General features: G+C 72.1%; 18 protein-coding genes. 11 read left to right on the top strand and 7 right to left on the bottom strand.

Annotated elements, in window-relative coordinates; translation table 11 throughout:
* Nucleotides 1-152: 152 nt before the first annotated feature.
* Together ACZ4IF_RS28190 and ACZ4IF_RS28185 are read right to left on the bottom strand one after the other, a co-directional pair.
* On the bottom strand, nucleotides 153-332 hold the full coding sequence (locus ACZ4IF_RS28190) for a hypothetical protein (protein WP_467567711.1): 180 nt from the start codon (nucleotides 330-332) through the stop codon (nucleotides 153-155).
* A 237-nt stretch (nucleotides 333-569) separates the two neighbouring features.
* Complete coding sequence (locus ACZ4IF_RS28185) at nucleotides 570-1,058, bottom strand: TetR/AcrR family transcriptional regulator (protein ID WP_467567783.1); 489 nt, start codon at nucleotides 1,056-1,058, stop codon at nucleotides 570-572.
* Between the two features lie 191 nt (nucleotides 1,059-1,249).
* Between ACZ4IF_RS28185 and ACZ4IF_RS28180 the strand changes: the two genes are divergently transcribed.
* The 4 genes from ACZ4IF_RS28180 (at nucleotide 1,250) to ACZ4IF_RS28165 (ending at nucleotide 5,669) form a co-directional block, all read left to right on the top strand.
* Nucleotides 1,250-2,692: an aldehyde dehydrogenase gene (locus ACZ4IF_RS28180; protein ID WP_467567709.1), complete on the top strand. Its 1,443-nt coding sequence runs from the start codon at nucleotides 1,250-1,252 to the stop codon at nucleotides 2,690-2,692.
* 117 nt (nucleotides 2,693-2,809) lie between these two features.
* On the top strand, nucleotides 2,810-3,673 hold the full coding sequence (locus ACZ4IF_RS28175) for an ABC transporter ATP-binding protein (RefSeq protein ID WP_467567707.1): 864 nt from the start codon (nucleotides 2,810-2,812) through the stop codon (nucleotides 3,671-3,673).
* 198 nt (nucleotides 3,674-3,871) lie between these two features.
* Entirely contained in the window at nucleotides 3,872-4,318 is a 447-nt protein-coding gene (locus ACZ4IF_RS28170; RefSeq protein WP_467567705.1) for a VOC family protein, read from the top strand.
* A gap of 142 nt (nucleotides 4,319-4,460) precedes the next feature.
* The gene (locus ACZ4IF_RS28165; RefSeq protein WP_467567703.1) at nucleotides 4,461-5,669 is read left to right on the top strand and encodes a serine hydrolase domain-containing protein; all 1,209 of its coding nucleotides are present in this window, start codon (nucleotides 4,461-4,463) and stop codon (nucleotides 5,667-5,669) included.
* Between the two features lie 90 nt (nucleotides 5,670-5,759).
* Here the strand turns inward: ACZ4IF_RS28165 and ACZ4IF_RS28160 are convergent, their stop codons facing one another.
* Nucleotides 5,760-7,739 (bottom strand): AfsR/SARP family transcriptional regulator, encoded by a 1,980-nt coding sequence (locus ACZ4IF_RS28160; protein WP_467567701.1) that lies wholly within the window; start codon nucleotides 7,737-7,739, stop codon nucleotides 5,760-5,762.
* Nucleotides 7,740-7,908: 169 nt separating this feature from the next.
* Between ACZ4IF_RS28160 and ACZ4IF_RS28155 the strand changes: the two genes are divergently transcribed.
* On the top strand, nucleotides 7,909-8,787 hold the full coding sequence (locus ACZ4IF_RS28155; RefSeq protein ID WP_467567699.1) for an alpha/beta fold hydrolase: 879 nt from the start codon (nucleotides 7,909-7,911) through the stop codon (nucleotides 8,785-8,787).
* 249 nt (nucleotides 8,788-9,036) lie between these two features.
* Nucleotides 9,037-9,474 carry a cupin domain-containing protein gene (locus tag ACZ4IF_RS28150; RefSeq protein WP_467567697.1) on the top strand — a complete coding sequence of 146 codons (438 nt, stop codon included), beginning with the start codon at nucleotides 9,037-9,039 and terminating at the stop codon, nucleotides 9,472-9,474.
* Between the two features lie 124 nt (nucleotides 9,475-9,598).
* On the opposite strand, the gene ACZ4IF_RS28145 is transcribed toward ACZ4IF_RS28150, so the two are convergent.
* Nucleotides 9,599-10,630 carry an alpha/beta hydrolase gene (locus tag ACZ4IF_RS28145; protein WP_467567695.1) on the bottom strand — a complete coding sequence of 344 codons (1,032 nt, stop codon included), beginning with the start codon at nucleotides 10,628-10,630 and terminating at the stop codon, nucleotides 9,599-9,601.
* Nucleotides 10,631-10,854: 224 nt separating this feature from the next.
* Between ACZ4IF_RS28145 and ACZ4IF_RS28140 the strand changes: the two genes are divergently transcribed.
* Nucleotides 10,855-12,456, top strand: a complete 1,602-nt coding sequence (locus tag ACZ4IF_RS28140) for an extracellular catalytic domain type 2 short-chain-length polyhydroxyalkanoate depolymerase (protein ID WP_467567693.1) — start codon at nucleotides 10,855-10,857, stop codon at nucleotides 12,454-12,456.
* Between the two features lie 64 nt (nucleotides 12,457-12,520).
* Here the strand turns inward: ACZ4IF_RS28140 and ACZ4IF_RS28135 are convergent, their stop codons facing one another.
* Together ACZ4IF_RS28135 and ACZ4IF_RS28130 are read right to left on the bottom strand one after the other, a co-directional pair.
* Nucleotides 12,521-13,567: a MerR family transcriptional regulator gene (locus ACZ4IF_RS28135; RefSeq protein ID WP_467567691.1), complete on the bottom strand. Its 1,047-nt coding sequence runs from the start codon at nucleotides 13,565-13,567 to the stop codon at nucleotides 12,521-12,523.
* An 11-nt stretch (nucleotides 13,568-13,578) separates the two neighbouring features.
* The gene (locus ACZ4IF_RS28130; protein WP_467567689.1) at nucleotides 13,579-14,034 is read right to left on the bottom strand and encodes an SRPBCC family protein; all 456 of its coding nucleotides are present in this window, start codon (nucleotides 14,032-14,034) and stop codon (nucleotides 13,579-13,581) included.
* A 339-nt stretch (nucleotides 14,035-14,373) separates the two neighbouring features.
* Between ACZ4IF_RS28130 and ACZ4IF_RS28125 the strand changes: the two genes are divergently transcribed.
* The 3 genes from ACZ4IF_RS28125 (at nucleotide 14,374) to ACZ4IF_RS28115 (ending at nucleotide 16,726) form a co-directional block, all read left to right on the top strand.
* Complete coding sequence (locus ACZ4IF_RS28125) at nucleotides 14,374-15,030, top strand: sigma-70 family RNA polymerase sigma factor (protein ID WP_467567687.1); 657 nt, start codon at nucleotides 14,374-14,376, stop codon at nucleotides 15,028-15,030.
* A gap of 156 nt (nucleotides 15,031-15,186) precedes the next feature.
* Entirely contained in the window at nucleotides 15,187-15,501 is a 315-nt protein-coding gene (locus ACZ4IF_RS28120) for a hypothetical protein (RefSeq protein ID WP_467567685.1), read from the top strand.
* Entirely contained in the window at nucleotides 15,491-16,726 is a 1,236-nt protein-coding gene (locus ACZ4IF_RS28115; RefSeq protein ID WP_467567683.1) for an NAD(P)/FAD-dependent oxidoreductase, read from the top strand. Before ACZ4IF_RS28120 ends, ACZ4IF_RS28115 begins: the two co-directional genes overlap by 11 nt.
* A gap of 226 nt (nucleotides 16,727-16,952) precedes the next feature.
* On the opposite strand, the gene ACZ4IF_RS28110 is transcribed toward ACZ4IF_RS28115, so the two are convergent.
* Complete coding sequence (locus ACZ4IF_RS28110; protein WP_467567681.1) at nucleotides 16,953-17,513, bottom strand: carboxymuconolactone decarboxylase family protein; 561 nt, start codon at nucleotides 17,511-17,513, stop codon at nucleotides 16,953-16,955.
* Between the two features lie 39 nt (nucleotides 17,514-17,552).
* Here ACZ4IF_RS28110 and ACZ4IF_RS28105 point away from each other — a divergent pair, with 39 nt between their 5' ends.
* Nucleotides 17,553-17,894, top strand: a complete 342-nt coding sequence (locus tag ACZ4IF_RS28105) for a winged helix-turn-helix transcriptional regulator (protein ID WP_467567679.1) — start codon at nucleotides 17,553-17,555, stop codon at nucleotides 17,892-17,894.
* Nucleotide 17,895: the final 1 nt, after the last annotated feature.

Below are 17,895 nucleotides of genomic sequence, written 5' to 3'. Positions count from 1 at the left end.
TTTTTCGGGGGTGGGGCGGCCGGTCATTCCCACCCATCTCCGGGGCGCGGCGACACCTGTGCGCGGGGAATACGAGGGCGCGGCGGGGATACCCGGGTATCACCGCGCCTCGCCGTCGTGCGCTCATCCCCGCCGGATACCGGCCGGGGGCCTCACAGGCACGTGCGCACGAGCCATTCGTCGTAGTTGAAGGCGTCCTTCGCCGGGTCCGGCGCCGAGGCCGGCCGCTCCTCGACCGTGTCCTCCAGGCGGATGCGCTCCGGCAATGCGCCGAAGCGTGCGCGGCGAGCCGCTTCGGCGGCGGTGTCCACGGCCACTTCCTTGCGTGACATCTGCTCTCCTCGACCGGGCCCCGGCGGGCCCATCCGGGCGGACGGGTCGGCCGCCGTGAACGGTTTGCTCGCAGCCGGCGGGAACGTCGGCGGCATCCTCCATCGTTGCTCAGGAGGTTCCGTCCGCGATACCGCTTGAACTGGTGACGATGCTCGCAGTCGAGGCGTCACCTGTCAAGATGGTGACGGAGTGGGCGTGCGCCGGACCTTCGGACCCCTTCGTGTCCGGCGACGGGGTCAAGCGGTGCCGACGCCGTGCAGCAGGGTGTCGACGACATGGTCGGCCGCCTGGGCGTCGCTGAGGTGCGGCAGCTGCTGTGAGGCCAGGTGCATCAGCTGTGGCAGCAGGGCGCTCGCCCAACCCGTGGGCAGGCCGGAGCGGAGCAGTCCCTCGTCGGTGGCGCGTCGCAGAAAGACGTCGACCTCCCGGATCACGCGGTTGCGGCGTTCGCGGATGGACTCCTCGGCTCGCATCCGGGTCAGCTCGACGGGCCACTTGCGGTTGACCGTGATGATGCCCTCCACGTACCGGTGCAGCGCCACGGCGACAGGGGCCTCGCGCAGCCGGGCGGCCTCGACGGCCTCTTCGATGGCGTTGAGGCGGGCCTCGTAGATGGCGGCCAGGAGCGCTTCGCGCGAGGCGAAGCGCCGGTAGACGGTCCGGCGGTCCACGCCGGCCTCCGCGGCGATGGCCGCGATGCTCGCGGCCGGATCGGCCGCGAGCATGCGCGCGCCGGTCGTCAGGACGGTTTCCAGGTTGCGTGCTGCGTCGGCTCTCACCTCCTCAGTTTAGTCGTCACCGTGACTCCTGTGTCACATACTGGCGCATGAATGTAGCTGTCACTGGAGTAAGTGCTACGGTGCAGTGACATTTAAGGCTCGAGAGAGTCCATCGAACTCATGCAGAGGGATCTCAGATGATCACGTACGACCAGCTCTTCGTCGGAGGTTCATGGGTCGCGCCGAGCGGTGCGGAGCTGCTCGACATCCAGTCCCCGCACGACCGGACCGTGATCGGCCGTGCGGCTCAGGCCCAGCCCGCCGACGTGGACCGCGCGGTGGCGGCCGCCCGTGCCGCTTTCGACGCCGGCCCCTGGCCGCGCACGGCACCCGCGGACCGCATCGCCGTCCTGCGTCGGTACAACGCGCTGCGCGAGGCTCATGCGGAGAAGATCGCCGAGCTCATCTCCGCGGAGAACGGTTCGGCCCGGTGGTTCACGCTCGCCGGGCAGGCCGGGCTCTCGCGGCAGGCCAATGCCTACTTCAAGGCGGCGGAGGAGCTGGACTGGGAGGAGGCTCTCGCGCCCAGCGACCCCGCCTCGCCCGTGCGCAGCCTGCTGCGCCGCGAAGCCGTCGGGGTCGTCGCCGCCGTCATTCCGTGGAACTCGCCGTTCTCCGCCGCCAACGCCAAGATCATCCCGGCGCTTCTCGCGGGCAACACGGTCGTCCTCAAGGTCTCCCCGGAGAACTCCCTGAGCATGGGGTTCCTGGCCGAACTGCTCCAGGAGGCAGGACTGCCCGAAGGCGTGATCAGTGTGCTTCCCGCCGACCGTGAGACCAGTGAGTACCTGGTGTCGCACCGCGACGTGGACAAGATCGCGTTCACCGGCTCGACGCGCGCCGGCCGCAGGATCGCGTCGATCGGGGGCGAGCAGCTCAAGCGGGTCAGCCTGGAACTGGGCGGTAAGTCCGCCGCCGTCATCCTGCCCGATGCCGACCTCGACAAGGCGGTCCAGGGGCTGAAGTTCGCCTCCCTGCTCAACAACGGCGAGTCCTGCATCGCGCACACCCGCATCCTCGCGCCGCGCGGCCGCTACGAGGAGGTCGTCGCCGCCCTGAAGGATCTCGTGGAGTCCCTGAAGGTCGGCGACCCGGGCGACCCCGACACGTTTATCGGCCCGATGGTGCGCCCCGATCAACAGCAGCGTGTGCGCGACTACATCGAGCTCGGCATCCGGGAAGGCGCCCGGGTCGTCACCGGCGGCTCCCAGGTCCCGCCCGGACTCGAGGGCGGCAACTACGTCACCCCGACCGTGTTCGCCGACGTCGACAACACGATGCGGATCGCGCAGGAGGAGATCTTCGGCCCCGTCCTCGTGGTCATCGCCTACGACGACGAGGAGGAGGCCGTACGCATCGCCAACGACTCCGAGTACGGCCTGTCGGGCGGCGTGTGGTCCGCGGACGAGGCCCACGCCCTCGATGTCGCCCGCCGCATCCGGACCGGCACCGTCACCGTGAACGGCGCGTCCATCGGCTTCGACGGGCCGTTCGGCGGCTTCAAGGCCAGCGGGATCGGCCGCGAGTACGGCGCCGTCGGACTGGCCCAGTACATCGAGTACAAGACCGTCACCGTGTGACGGCCCGCTCGGAGGCGAGGGGTGGGCCGATGTCCAAGAGGCGGACACCCCCGGCAACACGGTGTTCAGTACATCTAATGTGCGGGTGGTGTTCCGAGCGCCGGTGGGAGGCCAGGCATGGCCGAGACGACGGCAGGGCGAACCTCCGAGGGCCGGGGCGTCGTCGTCGCCCTGAAGGACGTCGGCGTCCGCCGCCAGACGAACGGGCAGGTGATCCTCTCGGAGATCGACTGGACCGTACGCGCCGGAGAGCACTGGGCGCTGCTCGGTGCCAACGGCGCGGGCAAGACGACGCTGCTGAAGCTGCTCGGCGCCCAGATGCACCCCACGACCGGAAGCGTCGAAGTACTGGGCTGCCGCCTCGGCCGGGTCGACGTACGCGAACTGCGCACCCGCATCGGCCAGGTGAGCTCGGCTCAGGCTGTGCCGAAGGACGTCGACGCCCGCACCGTCGTCCTCACCGGCCACAGCGGCACGGTCCAGCCGCTGTGGCGCACGTACGACGACGAGGTGCGCGACCGTGCCGACGCGCTCCTTGCGGAACTCGGGGTCAAGGAGCTCGCCCACCGGCCCTACGCGGTGTGCTCCGGCGGACAGCGGGCGCGCATCCTGATCGCCAGGGCGCTGATGCCCGCACCGCCCCTGCTGCTGCTCGACGAGCCGTTCAACGCGCTGGACCTGCCCTCGCGCGAGGACCTCGTCGAGGCGATGCAGCGCCTGGCCGAAAGCCGTCCGGACCTGGCGACCGTGACGGTCACTCACCATCTGGAGGAGCTGTTCCCGGCGGTCGGTCACGCGCTGCTCCTGCGTGAGGGCCGGATCCTGGTGGGCGGTCCGGTCGGCGGCGTACTGACCGCGCCGTGGATGACGGCCTGCTTCGGCCGTCCCGTCCGGGTGGTCCGGCACGACGGCCGCAGGGCCGCGTACTCGGTCAGCCTCGCCGGGGAACGCGCCGACATCGCGGCCGAGGCGACTTCGTGAGCGTGGTGTCGCCGTGTGCGGGACGACCTCGCGAGCATGTCGGCGTCACCCTGTCGGGTGTCAAATCGGATAATTGACGTATCTAGCGTATTTTGGAGCTCATTGGTAGGGGATTCCCGTGGTGCCCTCACCCGGCCGGTCGTCCCCACCGTCGGCGGTGCCCTCCACCGGCAGAGCCCCGAAAGCGAGACCACAGCCATGGACTTGAAACTCGAAGTCGTCGTACTGCCCGTCTCCGACGTCGACCGGGCCAAGGACTTCTACACGCGTCAGCTGGGCGGTCGCCTCGACGCGGACCTGCCTGTCAAGGACGGTTACCGGGTCGTGCAGGTGACGCCCCCCGGCTCCGCGTGCTCCGTCATCTTCGGAGAGGGCATCACCGACGCGGAACCCGGCTCGGCCCAGGGCCTCTACCTGATCGTCTCCGACATCGAGAAGGCTCATGAGGAACTCACCGGCCGAGGCGTGGAGGTGACCGGCCCCTTCCACGACGAGACCGGGATCTTCCATCAGGCGGGCGAGACCGGCCGGGTGCCCGGGCCGGACTCCGAGCGTGCCAGCTACGGTTCCTTCGCCTCGTTCACCGACCCCGACGGCAACGGCTGGGTCCTCCAGGAGATCACGGAGCGGCTGCCCGGCCGGTGACGGCGGCTCCCAGGGGGCGGCCGTCACCGGCCTGCCCCCGCATCCGGGCCTGGCGAGGCCGCCGGATCCCTTCCGGCGGGTAGCCCGCCTCGAAGAGATTTATGATGATTCGGCCGTTCTTCGGTCATCGATGGGCGCAGCCATGATGCGTACGCGTACGGCGCTGCTGTGCACCGCCGCCCTGGTCGCCGCGATACTCCCGGCCCCGGCCGCAGCGGTGACCGCGGCCGCCGCCGGGCGGTCCTCCTGCGTCAACTCCCCGGAGCCGTCGCAGGGCCGGGGCCGCCAGGTCCTGGACGTCGCCGAACGGGCCGAACGCGACCTGGACCTGAACTCCGTCGTCCTGAGCGTGACTTCGGGCGGCAAGGACGTCGTCACCAAGGCCGTCGGAGCGTCCATGACCGGCGTCCCGGCACAGCCCGACATGCGCTTCCGGTCCGGCTCGGTGGGCATCGCCTACATGGCCACCGTCCTGCTGCAACTCGTCGACGAGGGCAAGGCCGGCCTCGACGATCCGGTGTCACGGTGGCTGCCCCGAGCACCGCACGGCGACAAGATCACCCTCCGGATGCTGGGCAGCAGCACCTCGGGCCTGCACGACTACGTGACCGACCCCAGGTTCGTCACCGCGCTCGAAGCGGCTCCGTTCCGTCACTGGACCCCCCAGCAGCTCCTCGACTACTCCACCGGCCACCCGCTGTGGTACGAGCCGGGCACCAACTGGAGCTATTCGCACGCCAATTTCGTCCTGCTCGGAGCCGCGCTGGAGAAGATCACCGGTACCCGGCTCGACAAACTGCTCGACGAGCGCGTCATGGGCCCCCTCGGGCTCCACGAGACCAGCAACAGCTTCACCCCCGACATCGCCACCCCGGTCCTGCACGCCTTCACATCCGAGCGCGGCCCCTATGAGGAGTCCACCTTCTGGAATCCGTCATGGACCACGGCCCCCGGCGCCGTCATCACCTCCGACATCTGCGACCTGGCCCGTTCCGCGAAGGCCATCGGGACGGGCGAACTGCTCTCCCGCGACGCCTTCCGGACCCAACTCGACCCGGGGACCGTGGGCCTCGGCCGTGCCACGTCCGGCTGTCCCGCCACCGTCTGCGTCACGATGACCGAAGCGCATCACTTCGGATTCGGGGTCGTCGTGCTGAACGGCTGGATCATGCAGAACCCCTCGTTCTCCGGCTATGCCGCCGTCCAGGCGTATCTGCCGGACCGGCAGTTGTCCATCGCCGTGTCGACGACCCAGGGGCCCAAGACGCCGGCCGACAAGAACACCGCCCAGGTCGTGGCCGAACGCATCGCCGCGGTCCTGGCCCCCGATCATCCGCTGGCCGCCGGCTGAGGCGACCGGGCGACGGATCCCGGCCGCGTCGCCACGTCTGCGGATCCCGGCCGTGTCGCCACGTCTGCGGATCCCGGCCGTGTCGCCACGTCAGCGCAGCGCCGCGTCGAGCTCCTCCAGCCGGCTCGCCACCGGGCCCAGGGTGAGCAGGCCGCTGCCCGCCGCCTCCTCGGCGGCCGCCGGCAGCAGGTGCGCCCGCGCCCGCTCCATCACGCCCCGGTCGCCCACGGCGACGGCGGCCCGCGCCACGAGGCACCACAGCGCTTCGAACATCAGGTCACGCGGCGGTGAGGTCAGACACCGCAGGGCATCGCGCGCCTCCTCGGCACGCCCCTCGTCCACCAGGAGCGCGGGACGCATCCAAGGCTCGTACGGACCCGTGTCGACGTCACCGTCTCCCGTGAGGGGCAGCCCGTGCCGCACCCGCACGCTCATCAGCGCCAGCGGCAGCAGACCGCGGCTCAGGCCGGGCATCCCGGCCCCGCGCAGCGACTCGGCCGCCCGCCGGTAGGCGTCCAGGGCGGCAGTCGGCGGCCCCGTCGCCGCGACCCTCAGCGCGCGGAACCAGGTGGTGAAGACCGACACCAGCGGCAGTTCGTGCCGTGCGGCCAGCTCGTCCGCCGCGTCCGCGTGACGGCCGGCCCCGGCGAGGTCCGCCAGCGCGCACCGTGACTGGAGGCGGATCAGATGCCCCAGCACCTCGTACCTGACCAGATCGTGCCGTGCCGAGAGTGCCACGAGCTCCGCCCCGACCGTGTCGCGTCGCGCCGCCAGTCCGGCTCGCCGGAACGACTGCATGAACACGCCGTTCAACGCGAAGCCGAGCAGGGACGGATCCCCGAGACGACGCGCGATCTCCTCCGCCTGCCGGGCCGCCCGCACCGGCCACGCGTGCTCACCCGACGCCGGTTCCTCCGGCGGCAGCGTGCCCCGCGATTCCACGGCTACCGTCGCCAGCAGCCGGCAGCGCGCGGCGTCGTGCCCCTCCGCGGGCAGTGACCGCAGGGTCCGTTCCGCCGCTCCCACCAGCCGTCGAGCCTGCTCCGGGTCGTCGCAACGCGTCCAGATCGCCGGTACGTCGTAGACACCGATGACCCGTGCCGTCAGCTCGGGGTCGCCCAGCTGTTCCGCGGCCGCCACCGCCGCGACCCGGTGCTGCCGCGCCGCCTCCAGGCCGCCCCCGCCCGTGACGGCGAGGTCCCGCATCAGCCCCGCCGTCGACTCCAGTCTGGTCCGTGCCCGCGCCGCCACGGCACTCTCGTAGGCCGCCGTGGCCCGGGCCCACACCCCGTCCACGGTCTGCGCCGCGTCCGGATCCAGATGATCCGCGTGCCGCAGCACGTCCTCCTCCAGCCGGCGCAGCCGAGGCCCCGGGTCCACGCCCAGACGCTCGCGCAGCATGCCGCGCGCCCGCCGCAGCACGGTCAGCGCGTCGGCCTGACGGCCGGATTGGTAGAGCGCCAGCGCCAGCAGACGCCACGCCTCCTCGCGCCACGGATGCTCCGTGGCATGCGCGTCCAGGTCGGGCACCGCCTCGGCCGCCGCACCCAGGGTGATGCGCGCCTGTGCCATGCGCTCGACGGCGTGCAGCCGCAGTTCGGTGAGCCGGGACCGCTCGGCGCGCAGCCAGCGTTCGTCGCCGAAGTCCGCGAAGGCGGGGCCGCGCCACCAGGTCAGCGCCTCGGCGAGCAGGTCCGCCACCTGCGCGGGCCCGGCGTCGCCCAGGGCGTCCAGCACCTGCTCGAACCGCCACGCGTCGACGTCGTCCTTGGCCGCCCGCAGGGCGTATCCGGGCCCCTCCGTGACCAGCAGCCGGGACGGTGTTCTGGGCGCCCGGTCCGGTTCGACGGCTCGACGCAGGTCGCCGACGAACGTACGTACCGTGCCCACCGCGTCGGCCGGGGGGTCCTCCCACAGGTCCTCCACCAGCCGGGAGACGGGCACCACCCGTCGGCGGGCGACGATCAGCCGGCCCAGGACCGCGCGGTGTCGCGGTCCTCTGAGCGGCAGCGGGTCACCGGCCTCGTCCCAGGCGGTCACCGCCCCGAGCACCCCGAACCGCACCCTCACCGCCGCTGCCCGTCCCTTCCACCTGCCGCTTCTCCCACGCGTCGACCCGTCCAACCTACAAGCGTTCATCCGTTGCTGATCCGCGCCCCGCAGCCTGGATCCCGTCGGCCGCCGGGGACCACCTCAGGCGGCAGGAACGGCGATCGCCGACGGACCGAGGAGAAGCGCCATGGCACACACCATGACCGGATTCGACCACCAGCGCGTGCGGGTGGACGACGGCGTGGAACTGCACGTCGCGGTGGGCGGGAGCGGCCCACCGGTCGTGCTGCTGCACGGTTTCCCGCAGACCCACCTGATGTGGCGGCACGTCGCCGCGGACCTCGCCGCCGACCATACGGTCATCTGCCCCGACCTGCGCGGCTACGGCGACAGCGACAAACCCCGGGAGGAGAGCCCGGACACGTACGCGAAGCGCACCATGGCCCACGACGTCGTCGCGCTGGCCCGCGCCCTCGGCCACGAACGCTTCGCCCTCGCCGGGCACGACCGCGGTGCTCTCGTCGCGTTCCGGGCCGGACTCGACCACCCCGACGTCGTCACCCACCTGGCCTGTCTGGACGTCCTGCCGACCCTGGACATGTGGGAGGCACTCCACGGCACCTCGGCGGCCGTGGGCTTCCACCTCTACCTGATGGCCCAGCCGGCCGGCCTGCCCGAGCGAATGATCGCGGCCAGCGCCGACGCCTTCTTCGGCCACTTCCTCGACGCCTGGACCAAGGCCCCCGACGCTGTGCCGCCCGGCGTTCGCGACGTCTACCTGGAGGCGTGCCGTGGCGCCGTCCCGTCCATCGTCGCCGACTACCGCGCCTCGGCGGGCATCGACGTCGAGCACGACCGGGCGGACCGTGCGAGCGGGAAGCAACTCACCATGCCGGTGTCGGTGCTTCAGCAGGACTGGGGCGCGGCCCTCGGGTACGAGGCCGCCGCACTGTGGGGTGCCTGGGCAGCGGACCTGCGGCACTCCACCGTGTCGTGCGGTCACTTCATGGCCGAGGAGGCACCCGGCGACATCGCGAAGGCCCTGCGGGACCTGATGGCCCGCTGACCCGGGCCGGGCCGGCTCGCGCGGAACTCCGGGCACGCATCCGGAACGGGCCCGCACGCATCCCGGAACCGGTGGCCGCACTGGACCGCGCACGGCCAGAATGGGCCAAGTCGGCTCAGTCGCGGGCGAGTTGCGGCAGGGCCGGTGGTACGGAGGATGCCGGCCGCAGCGCCTCGCGGCCCCGGGGACGCATTCGTCGGTGGCCCCGACCGCGTGGCGAGGCGGTGAGTTTCTACGAGGAGGACCTGCGTGACGCACGCACTGGCTCGACTGGCCGTCGCCGGATCACTGATCACCGCCGTCTCGGCGCTGGCCCCCGCCGCGCAGGCGACACCTGCGGGCCCCGGGGTCACCGGCCGGGTCATCTCCCGGACCACGGTCGGCGGCACCGACTACATCCTGCGGGAGGTGACCATACCGCCCGGTCAGGCGACCGGATGGCACTATCACGACGGCGTCCTCTACGGGTACGTCAGGCAGGGAACGCTGTCCCATTTCGACGCCACGTGCACGTCGGACGGTGTCTACCCCAGAGGCAGCGCGCTGAAGGAGCCGGCGGGCCCAGGCAACGTGCACATCGGCAGGAACCTGGGAACCACGGACGTCGTCCTCGAAGTCCTCTACGTCCTGCCGCACGGCGCCCCCTTCTCGGAGGACTCGGCGAACCCCGGGTGCGACTTCCAATAGCCGTTCCCGTTCGGTCTGTTCACCCCGTCGCGGGGCTGTCCTGTCGGGCAGCCCCGCGCTCCGGCGAGGGGCCCGCGCGGACGGTGTGCGTCGCCGTGGCGCGGTGGGTGTGCCGGACGGGGGCTCAGCGCCGGTGGCCTTCGGGTACGGGGCCGGACTCGGCGGGGGAGTCGGCGGAATCGGCGGAATCGGCGGAGAGGAGACGGCGCAGCCAGCGCAGTCTCGCCGCGCGCGCCTCGCGTGAGACGGCCGCCTGCGGAGCGGCGAAGTCGAATCCGTGGAAGCCCCCCGGCCACACGTGCAGTTCGGCCACTCCTCCGGCCTGCCAGATGCGCGAGGCGTGGGCGACCACCTCGTCGCGGAAGGTCTCCGCCGAACCCACGTCCAGGAACGCCGGGGGGAGGCCGGAAAGATCCTCCGCCCGTGCCGGAGCCGCGTAGCCGGGAACGTCGTCGCTGCCGTGCAGAACGCCCAGGAAGTGCCGCCAGGCGGTGCCGTTGGAGCCCCTGTCCCAGATTCCCCGCCCTTCCATCTGGCGGGCGGAGGGGCTGTCGTTGCGGTCGTCGAGCATCGGGCAGAGAAGCACCTGCCCCAGGGGCCGCGGGCCCCCGCGGTCCCGGGTGAGCAGACACAGGGCCGCGGCGAGCCCGCCGCCTCCACTGACTCCGGTCACGACGATGCGTTCGGGATCGATCGCGATGTCCTCGGCGTGTCCGGCGAGCCACTTCAGCGCGGCGAAGCAGTCGTCGAGGGCCGCCGGGTACGGGTGCTCCGGTGCCAGCCGGTACTCCACGGACACCACGGCGAGTCCGAGTTCCGCCGCCGAGGGCAGCAGCGAGTCCACCCCGAGGCGATTGCTGCCCATGATCAAGCCGCCGCCGTGCAGATGGAACAGCACCGGAAGAGCTCCTCGGGCACCCGACGGGCGGCACACGAGGAGGCGGACGCCAGGTGCCCCGACCGGCCCCGGGACGGTCCGTTCCTCGACGTGGAAGGCACCGTCGCGGGCGAGGTCCTCGTTCGTCGGCATCAGAGGAACCTGCTCGGCACGCAGCGAGACCAGCTCACCCGGCGACAACGCGCTGTTCATGTGCTGTGCCAGCGCGCCGGCCAGGCCTTCGAGCTCGCCGTCGAACGGCGGGGGGTTCAGTTCCACGGGCCATCCAGTCGCAATCGGGAGACGGTCCCGCTCCATGTCACGCACGAGGCGGGCTTCGAAGCCGTGTGCCCTCCGCAACGCCGCCGCATGCGCACACACGCAAACGACTACACCCATAGGCGAACGCGCTCTTGTGGGTTCCGCCCCCATATCCGGCCCCTGCAGCCGGACTTAACCTCCCGGACACCCATCCACCGCGACTCACACGCGACGGAGTGCCCATGAGAGCGTCGCCAGCTGCCCGATTCCGCCGGCTGATCGTCCTGCTGTCGCTCGTCGCAGCGGTCCTCGTGCTGCCCACGGCGACCGACGTGGCCGCCGCCGCGCCCGCTCCGGTGCCGGGGGACCTCAAGCCCTACGACGTCGACGCCGTGTACAGCGCGGGGGTCTCCTCCGGGGGATACATGGCCACCCAGCTCCATGTGGCGTACTCGGGGACGTTCAACGGCTCGGCGGTCTTCGCCGCGGGGCCGTACGACTGCGCGCAGAACGACCTCAACAAGGCCTTGAACGCCTGCATGGACACCCTGCAGGACCTTCAGCTCGACAGGCTGGAGCAGACGACGCGCGACTGGTCGGCGCAAGGCCTCGTCGACCCCGTGGCCGACCTGTCGGGCGACCCGGTCTACGTGTTCAGCGGCTCCGGCGACACGACCGTCAAGCGTCCGGTGGCCGACGCGCTCGCCGCCTACTACGGCCGGTTCGGTGCCCAGGTCCGCTACGACAGGAGTACGGCAGCGGGACACGCCTGGATCAGCCCGCTCGGCCCGAACTCCTGCACCGTCACGCAGAGTCCGTGGATCAACAACTGCGGGATCGACGCCGAGCACGACCTGCTCGGCCACCTGCTCGGCTCCGTCGCCGCACCGAGCGGCAGCCCCGGCGGCACCCTCATCCAGTTCGACCAGAACAAGTACGCGCCGGGCGGTGCCGCCAAGGCCCTCTCGATGGACGACAAGGGCTTCGTCTACGTGCCGACGGCCTGCGCGGGCGGCGCGGCCTGCAAGCTGGTCGTGGCCCTGCACGGCTGCAAGCAGGGCTACTCGTACCAGGGCTTCGGCAGCCAGTTCATCGACAAGGCGTACCTCGACGAGTACGCCGACACGAACAACCTGATCGTGCTGTATCCGCAGGCGGTCGCGACCACCACTCTGGACAACCCCAACGGCTGCTGGAACTGGTGGGGATACCTCGGAGACTCCGCCTACGCACGGCACGGCGGGAAGCAGATCGAGACGATCATGGCGATGGTGAAGGCGCTCACCGGCAGCACCCCGCCACCGGTGCAGAACACGGTGACGGCGGCGAGCGTCGACTCCCGGGACGGCTACGTGAAGGCCGCCGCCGACGGTTCGGGCGCGGCCGTCGGCACGCTGGAGAGCACGTACGGTCTCGCCGTCGGCCGCGGCAGCGACGGCAAGCACAACCGGACGGTCCTGTCCTTCGACACCTCGCAGATCCCCGCCGGCAAGCAGATCACCCGCGCGTACGTGACGCTCACCTGGAGCAGTGGCGCGGGGGACCCCTGGTCCAGTCCCGCGGGCAACCGGCTGCTCGTCGACGTGAACAGGGGCTGCCTCGGCGGATGTTCCGTCGAGGCCTCGGACTGGGCGGCCACCGCCACCGCGCCCGGCGCCGCCGTCGTCGGATCCTTCTCGTCCGGCAGCAGGTCCTCCACCGACCTGTCGGCGGCGGGACTCGCCGCGATCGACCGGACGGGCACCACCCAGGTGCGCCTCCGCTTCGAATCGAACCCCGCCTCGACCGCGTACCTCTTCGTCAACAAGGACACCCGGGCCACACTGACCGTCGAGTACCAGTAGCGACAGACCCGCAGGAGACGGGGGCTTCCCGTGGCCGACGACCGTTCCGCCGGTCACGGGAAGCTCAGTTCGGCTGCTCGGCTCCGAGCGAGCCGATCATGCGAACGGCGTCGCGCAGCCCGTGCGGCCGCAGCAGCCCGGGTTCGGTCCGCCGGTCCCAACCGGGCCCGCACAACAGCACCGTGGTGCGGGTCCGGGCGCCTTGAACTCCCCACCGTTCGGCGGCGATGTGACGTGCCAGCGGGAGGCTCGCGGTGGAGCGGGACTGGGACCACAGGACCACGGCGAGAGGACTCACGCGATGGACGGCCGCGAGGAACGCCTCCGCCGGGACGTCGCCGCCCAGCAGCAGGGCGGCCGCGCCCTGCTCCGCCAGGGCGGCGCCGAGCGCCTCGATCGGCAGGGTGTGCGGTTCGCCCGGGAGACACCCGAGGAGGACGGGGGAGACATCCTGGCGGGTTTCCCGGGCCGCGGCCGCGGTCACATACGCATGGCGCAGGGTGGCGGAGACGTGCCAGGACAACAGGTGCTCGACCTCGACATGACGGTCGTCCGAAGCCTGCCACTTGCGCCCGACCGCGTGCAGGGCGGGCATCATCACCTCTTCCCAGGCCACGGCCAGGCCGTGGGCGCGTACGGCGCCGGTCAGGTGCCGCTGCACTGCCGCGCCGTCCAGCCGGACGGCGGCGGAGGCCAGACCCCGGCATTCCCTGCGCGCGTTCCCGGCGATCGGTTCGCTGTCCAGGGCCTCGTCCTCGGGACGCGGGGTGGGCGTGGAGGCCGTGATCGCGGGCCCGTCCGTCGCCACGGGGGACGCGCCGAGCGGGTCGGTCGTCGGTGTGCCGTGGGCACGGGCATGTCGCTTGGCCGTGCGGGCGGCCTCCGCGGGCGGCACGCCCGCTGTCGTCAGTCGGCACATCTCCTGCACCATGCGGACGTCGTCCGGGGACCAGCGACGATGCCGTCCGTCCGTCCGTACGGCCGGACCCAGCCCGTACCGGCGGTCCCAGGACCGTAGCGTCATGGGGGAGACACCCAGTTTGCGCGCCAGGAATCCGGTCGTCACACCCGCGTCGGCGGGTTCCGCCGCCCAGTGGGCGTTCACCTCCATGGCGAGTCCCCTCAGTCCAGCCGGACGCCGGGGCCGAAGTGCTGGTCCAGGGCCTGGGGCAGTTGTCGGGACACTTCGTTGCCGATCCGCTCGAACTCCCGCTTCAGCAGGGGGCCGGCCGGCCGGACCCAGCCGTGGAAATCGATGCGGGCCCGGTAGACGAGCAGCGTCCGCTCGCCCCGGCTCTGGAAGAGCATGTCGTCCGTCGACGTCGCGGTCCTGTTGCGCCCCACGAAGGTCAGACGATCGTGCTGGTGCCGCACGAGCCGGTAACGGAGTTCGGTGCGGCGGCCGCGGAATTCCGACACGTTGAGCCACTCGGCGCCCTTGGCGACCGGGCCGCTCCCGACCCGCTCGCAGCTGACGGTGCCGGGATCCCAGGCCACGGCGTGGGAGAAGTCCGCGAGCCAGCGCACGGCATCGGGCAGCGGATGGCCAAGGAGGACGGCGCGCTCGACTCGGACCATGGGCCTCTTCCCTCTCGGACGCACCGGCGGACATCGCCGGTGCGGGTGGACACCCTCCCTTCGGCGCGGACCACCGCCGTGGATGCAGGTGTCACCCAGGAGGAGGCATCAGGACCCGTCTCGTGGAGAGACCGCTGCGACATGATATCGATGCAGACTCGATGCAAGTTGTATCGATGCATTCCTGCGCCGCATGGTGGGAGCGTGACGTCGCCCGGAGCGACCGGCGCACCCCGGTATCCGGGGGACGGCACGGCGAACGCACGGTCCGCCGCTTCCACCGGGAGAAACGCCGATCCCGTGAGGAGACGGTCTTCCACGGCGCTAGGAGCAGTCGTCATGACCACCATCCAGACCCGCGAGCACTCCCGCGACGACATGTCGCTGTGGGCGCCGGTGGAGGAGTCACTCGCCGACGAGCAGCTCGCCGAAGGATTCCGGCGAGGGGACGAGGCCTGCCTGACGGCCATGTACCAACGATGGGGCTCGCTGGTGTACACGCTCGCGAGGCGATCCCTGGGAGACGCGCGCGAGGCCGAGGACGTCACCCAGGTGGTGTTCCTGGCGGCCTGGCGCGGTCGCGGCGGCTACTCGCCCCAACGCGGCGCGCTGTCGGCCTGGTTGGTGGGCATCACCCGGCGCAAGATCGCCGACGCGCTCTCTGCCCGTACCCGGCGCTCCGAACTCGTCGCGGCGGCCGGCGCGAAGCTGTCGCTTGACACCCACGACGGCCCGCCCCGGCCGGACGCCGTGGTGGACCGCGTCGTCATAGGCGTCGAACTGGCCCGACTGCCCGCACCGCAGCGACGTGTGCTCAGCCTCGCCTTCTACGACGACCTCACACAGACCCAGATCGCCCGGCTCACCGGCTGGCCGCTCGGCACGGTCAAGAGTCACGCCCGGCGCGGGCTGCACCGGCTCGGCCGCAGGCTTCAGGACGCCGATGCGGGCTTCGAGCGGCCGCCGGACCCCGTACGCGCGGGTGACTGCCCGTAGTACCGACGCACCATCGATGCGAGTTGCGTCGACGGTTATGCCCGGCCCTCCCGCGCCAGGTGCATCCGAAGAGGCCGCGTCGCGGGGAAGAGAGTGCGTCGTCCGCAGTCCGCGCCGTGTGCACGGCGGCGCCGATCGCCCGCGGAGGTGTGACCGATGAGCGAACCTCGGCAGGGTCCTCACCTGCATCCCGCCGACCTGGCGCAGCACGCCCTCGACGGCGGGGAGGCACCACGCCCGTCGGACGCGCACCACCTCGCCGGCTGCGCGCCGTGCCGGAGCCGGCTCGCGCACTTCCGGCGCGTCGTGGCCGCGGGCAGGAACTCGCGCCCGTACGACCCGCTGCAGGCTCCGCCACCCCGCGTCTGGCAGGCCATCCGCACGCAGGCCCGCGCCGGCCGACCGGCGCCGCACCGTGCGACGGCCCGGCGGCCGTTCCCCGGCACGAAAGGACAGGGCAATGCCCACTGATGAAGCGGACGTCGTCGTGGTCGGCGCCGGCCTGGCGGGACTCGCGTGTGCGAGCGACCTGAGCGCCGCCGGGATGAAGGTGCGCGTCCTCGAAGCCTCGGACGGGGTCGGCGGGCGGATGCGCTCCGACCGCGTCGACGGTTTCGTGGTGGACCGGGGCTTCCAGGTGTTCAACACGGCCTACCCGCAGGTCAAACGACGTCTGGAGCTCCGCCCTCTGCGACTGCGCCCCTTCACACCGGGGTTCCTCGCGCACACCGACCGGGGACGCATCCGCTTCAGCGACCCCAGCCGTCGGCCCCGGCACGCCGCGGGACTGCTGTCCGGGCACGGCGCCGGTCCGCGCGACCTGCTCGCTCTGGGCAGGTTGTCGGCCCGCGACGCGCTCGTGCCGGCAGGCGCGTTGAAACGCGGCAAGGAGCACACGACGCGCCACGCCCTCAACGCCTGTGGTCTGTCCGGGACGTTCGTCGAAGACGCCCTGCGGCCCTTCCTGTCGGGTGTCTTCCTGGAGGACGAACTGGAGACGTCCAGCCGGGTCTTCCACCTCGTGTGGCGCAGCATGCTGCGCGGCACGCTGTGCCTGCCCGCCGCGGGTGTCGGCGCCGTCCCGGCCCAGCTGGCGGCCTCCCTGCCGCCGGGCACCCTCCGCCTCGGCCACCCCGTCCGACGCCTGACCGAAGACGGGGTGCTGGGCGCCGACGGCACCGAGACCGCCGCCCCTGCCGTCGTGGTGGCGACGGGGCCCGGCCCGGCCGTCCGGCTGCTGCCGGACCTGCCGGTCCCGGCCTACCGCACCGTCACGTCGTACTACCACGCGGTCCCGAAGCCACCGCTCACCGAGCCGACCCTGATGACCGACGCGCGGCGCCGGTTCGTCAATACGTGCGTCCTCAGCGAAGTGGTGCCCGGATACGCGCCCCGAGGAGCCGCTCTGGTCGTCACATCCGTCCTCGGCGAGGACATGCCGGGCCGCGAGGACACGGTGCGCGAGGCGCTGGCCGAGGCGTACGACACGGACACGGCGGGGTGGAGCCGGGTGGCGGTCCGTACGATCGCGGACGCCCTGCCCGCGATGCCGCCCCCGCAGCCGCTCACCCGCACGACCCGTGTCGGCTCCGGCCGTTACGTGTGCGGCGACCATCGGGCCACCGGCTCCGTGCAGGGCGCCCTGGCCTCCGGTGGCCGGGCGGCGCGCGCGGTGCTGCGCCACTCGGGCCGGTAGCCGGACCGGGGCGCGGCGGAGCGGGGCGCGGGCCGCACCGGCGAAGGCGGGCGACCGGCGTGGCACGACCTGGCGTCGACGCGGTGGCGCCAGGTCGTGCCACGCCGGTCCGGAGGACACGACGGGCGCCACGGACGGCGCGGGCGCCATCAGCGCGACACTCACGCGGTCGGCCCGGCACGACCTCCCGCCACAGCGGCGGCGCCGCCGTGGGCCGACGGGACCGTCACGGCGCACCGATCGGCCCGGTGCCGGGCTCAAGAGGCAGCCGCAGGGCCCGGACCGCGAACGAGACGGCGTGGTACCACCCGCAGATCAGGACGACTTCGAGTGCCGCGCCCTCGCCGGCGACCGCGACCAGTGACGCCCAGGCCCGGTCGCAGAGGTCGTACGTCCGGTGGAGCTCGTCGACCGCCTCCAGCACGGCCCGGTCGTCCGCGTCCCAGCAGTCGTCGGCCGGCATCCCGGAGGCCAGCGACGCGAGCTGCTCCGCGTCGAGCCCCGCCTTCCCGGCGAACGCGGCCACGTGGACGCCCCATTCGTAGTCGGCGCCGCACAGCGCGGTCGTCCGGTCGATGACCAGCTCGCGACGGCGGACGGTGAGGGCGGAGCGCCGGGAGAAGTAGTAGCTGCCCCAGCCCGCGACGCCACGGGCGAGTCCGGGGCGCCGGGCCCAGACCCGGAACAACTGGATCGGCGGCCCGAGGGCATCGAGGGCCGCCGCGGTCTCCTCGTCGTACGGCGGCGCGAGGGGTTCGATGCGCGGTTGCTTCGAATTCAGAGGCATGGCGGGATGCTAGTGTCGGCGCTTCGGAAAGGGAAGCAGATGACGCGACCGACCCCGCTGCCCGGCCGACGGGTCCGCGGCTCACACACCGGGCGCCCGGTCATGGCGCTGCTCGACCTCCTGGGGCGGCGCTGGGTGCTGCGCGTCCTGTGGGAGCTGCGGGACGGCTCCGCGCCGACCTTCCGGCAGCTCCAGCAGCGTTGCGACGGGGTGTCGTCAAGTGTCCTGGCGGACAGGCTCCGTGAGCTCGCGGAGGCGGACCTCGTCGAGCACACGGGTGAGGGCTATGTGCTCACCGGACAGGGCACGGCCCTGCTCGAACGGCTCGCGCCGCTCGACGCCTGGGCCACGGACTGGCGCCCCAGGCCGACGGACGACTGAG

The organism is Streptomyces sp. NPDC025784 (assembly GCF_055558435.1).
The sequence above is the reverse complement of the archived record's forward strand: the minus strand, read 5'-3'. Positions and strand labels throughout refer to the sequence as shown.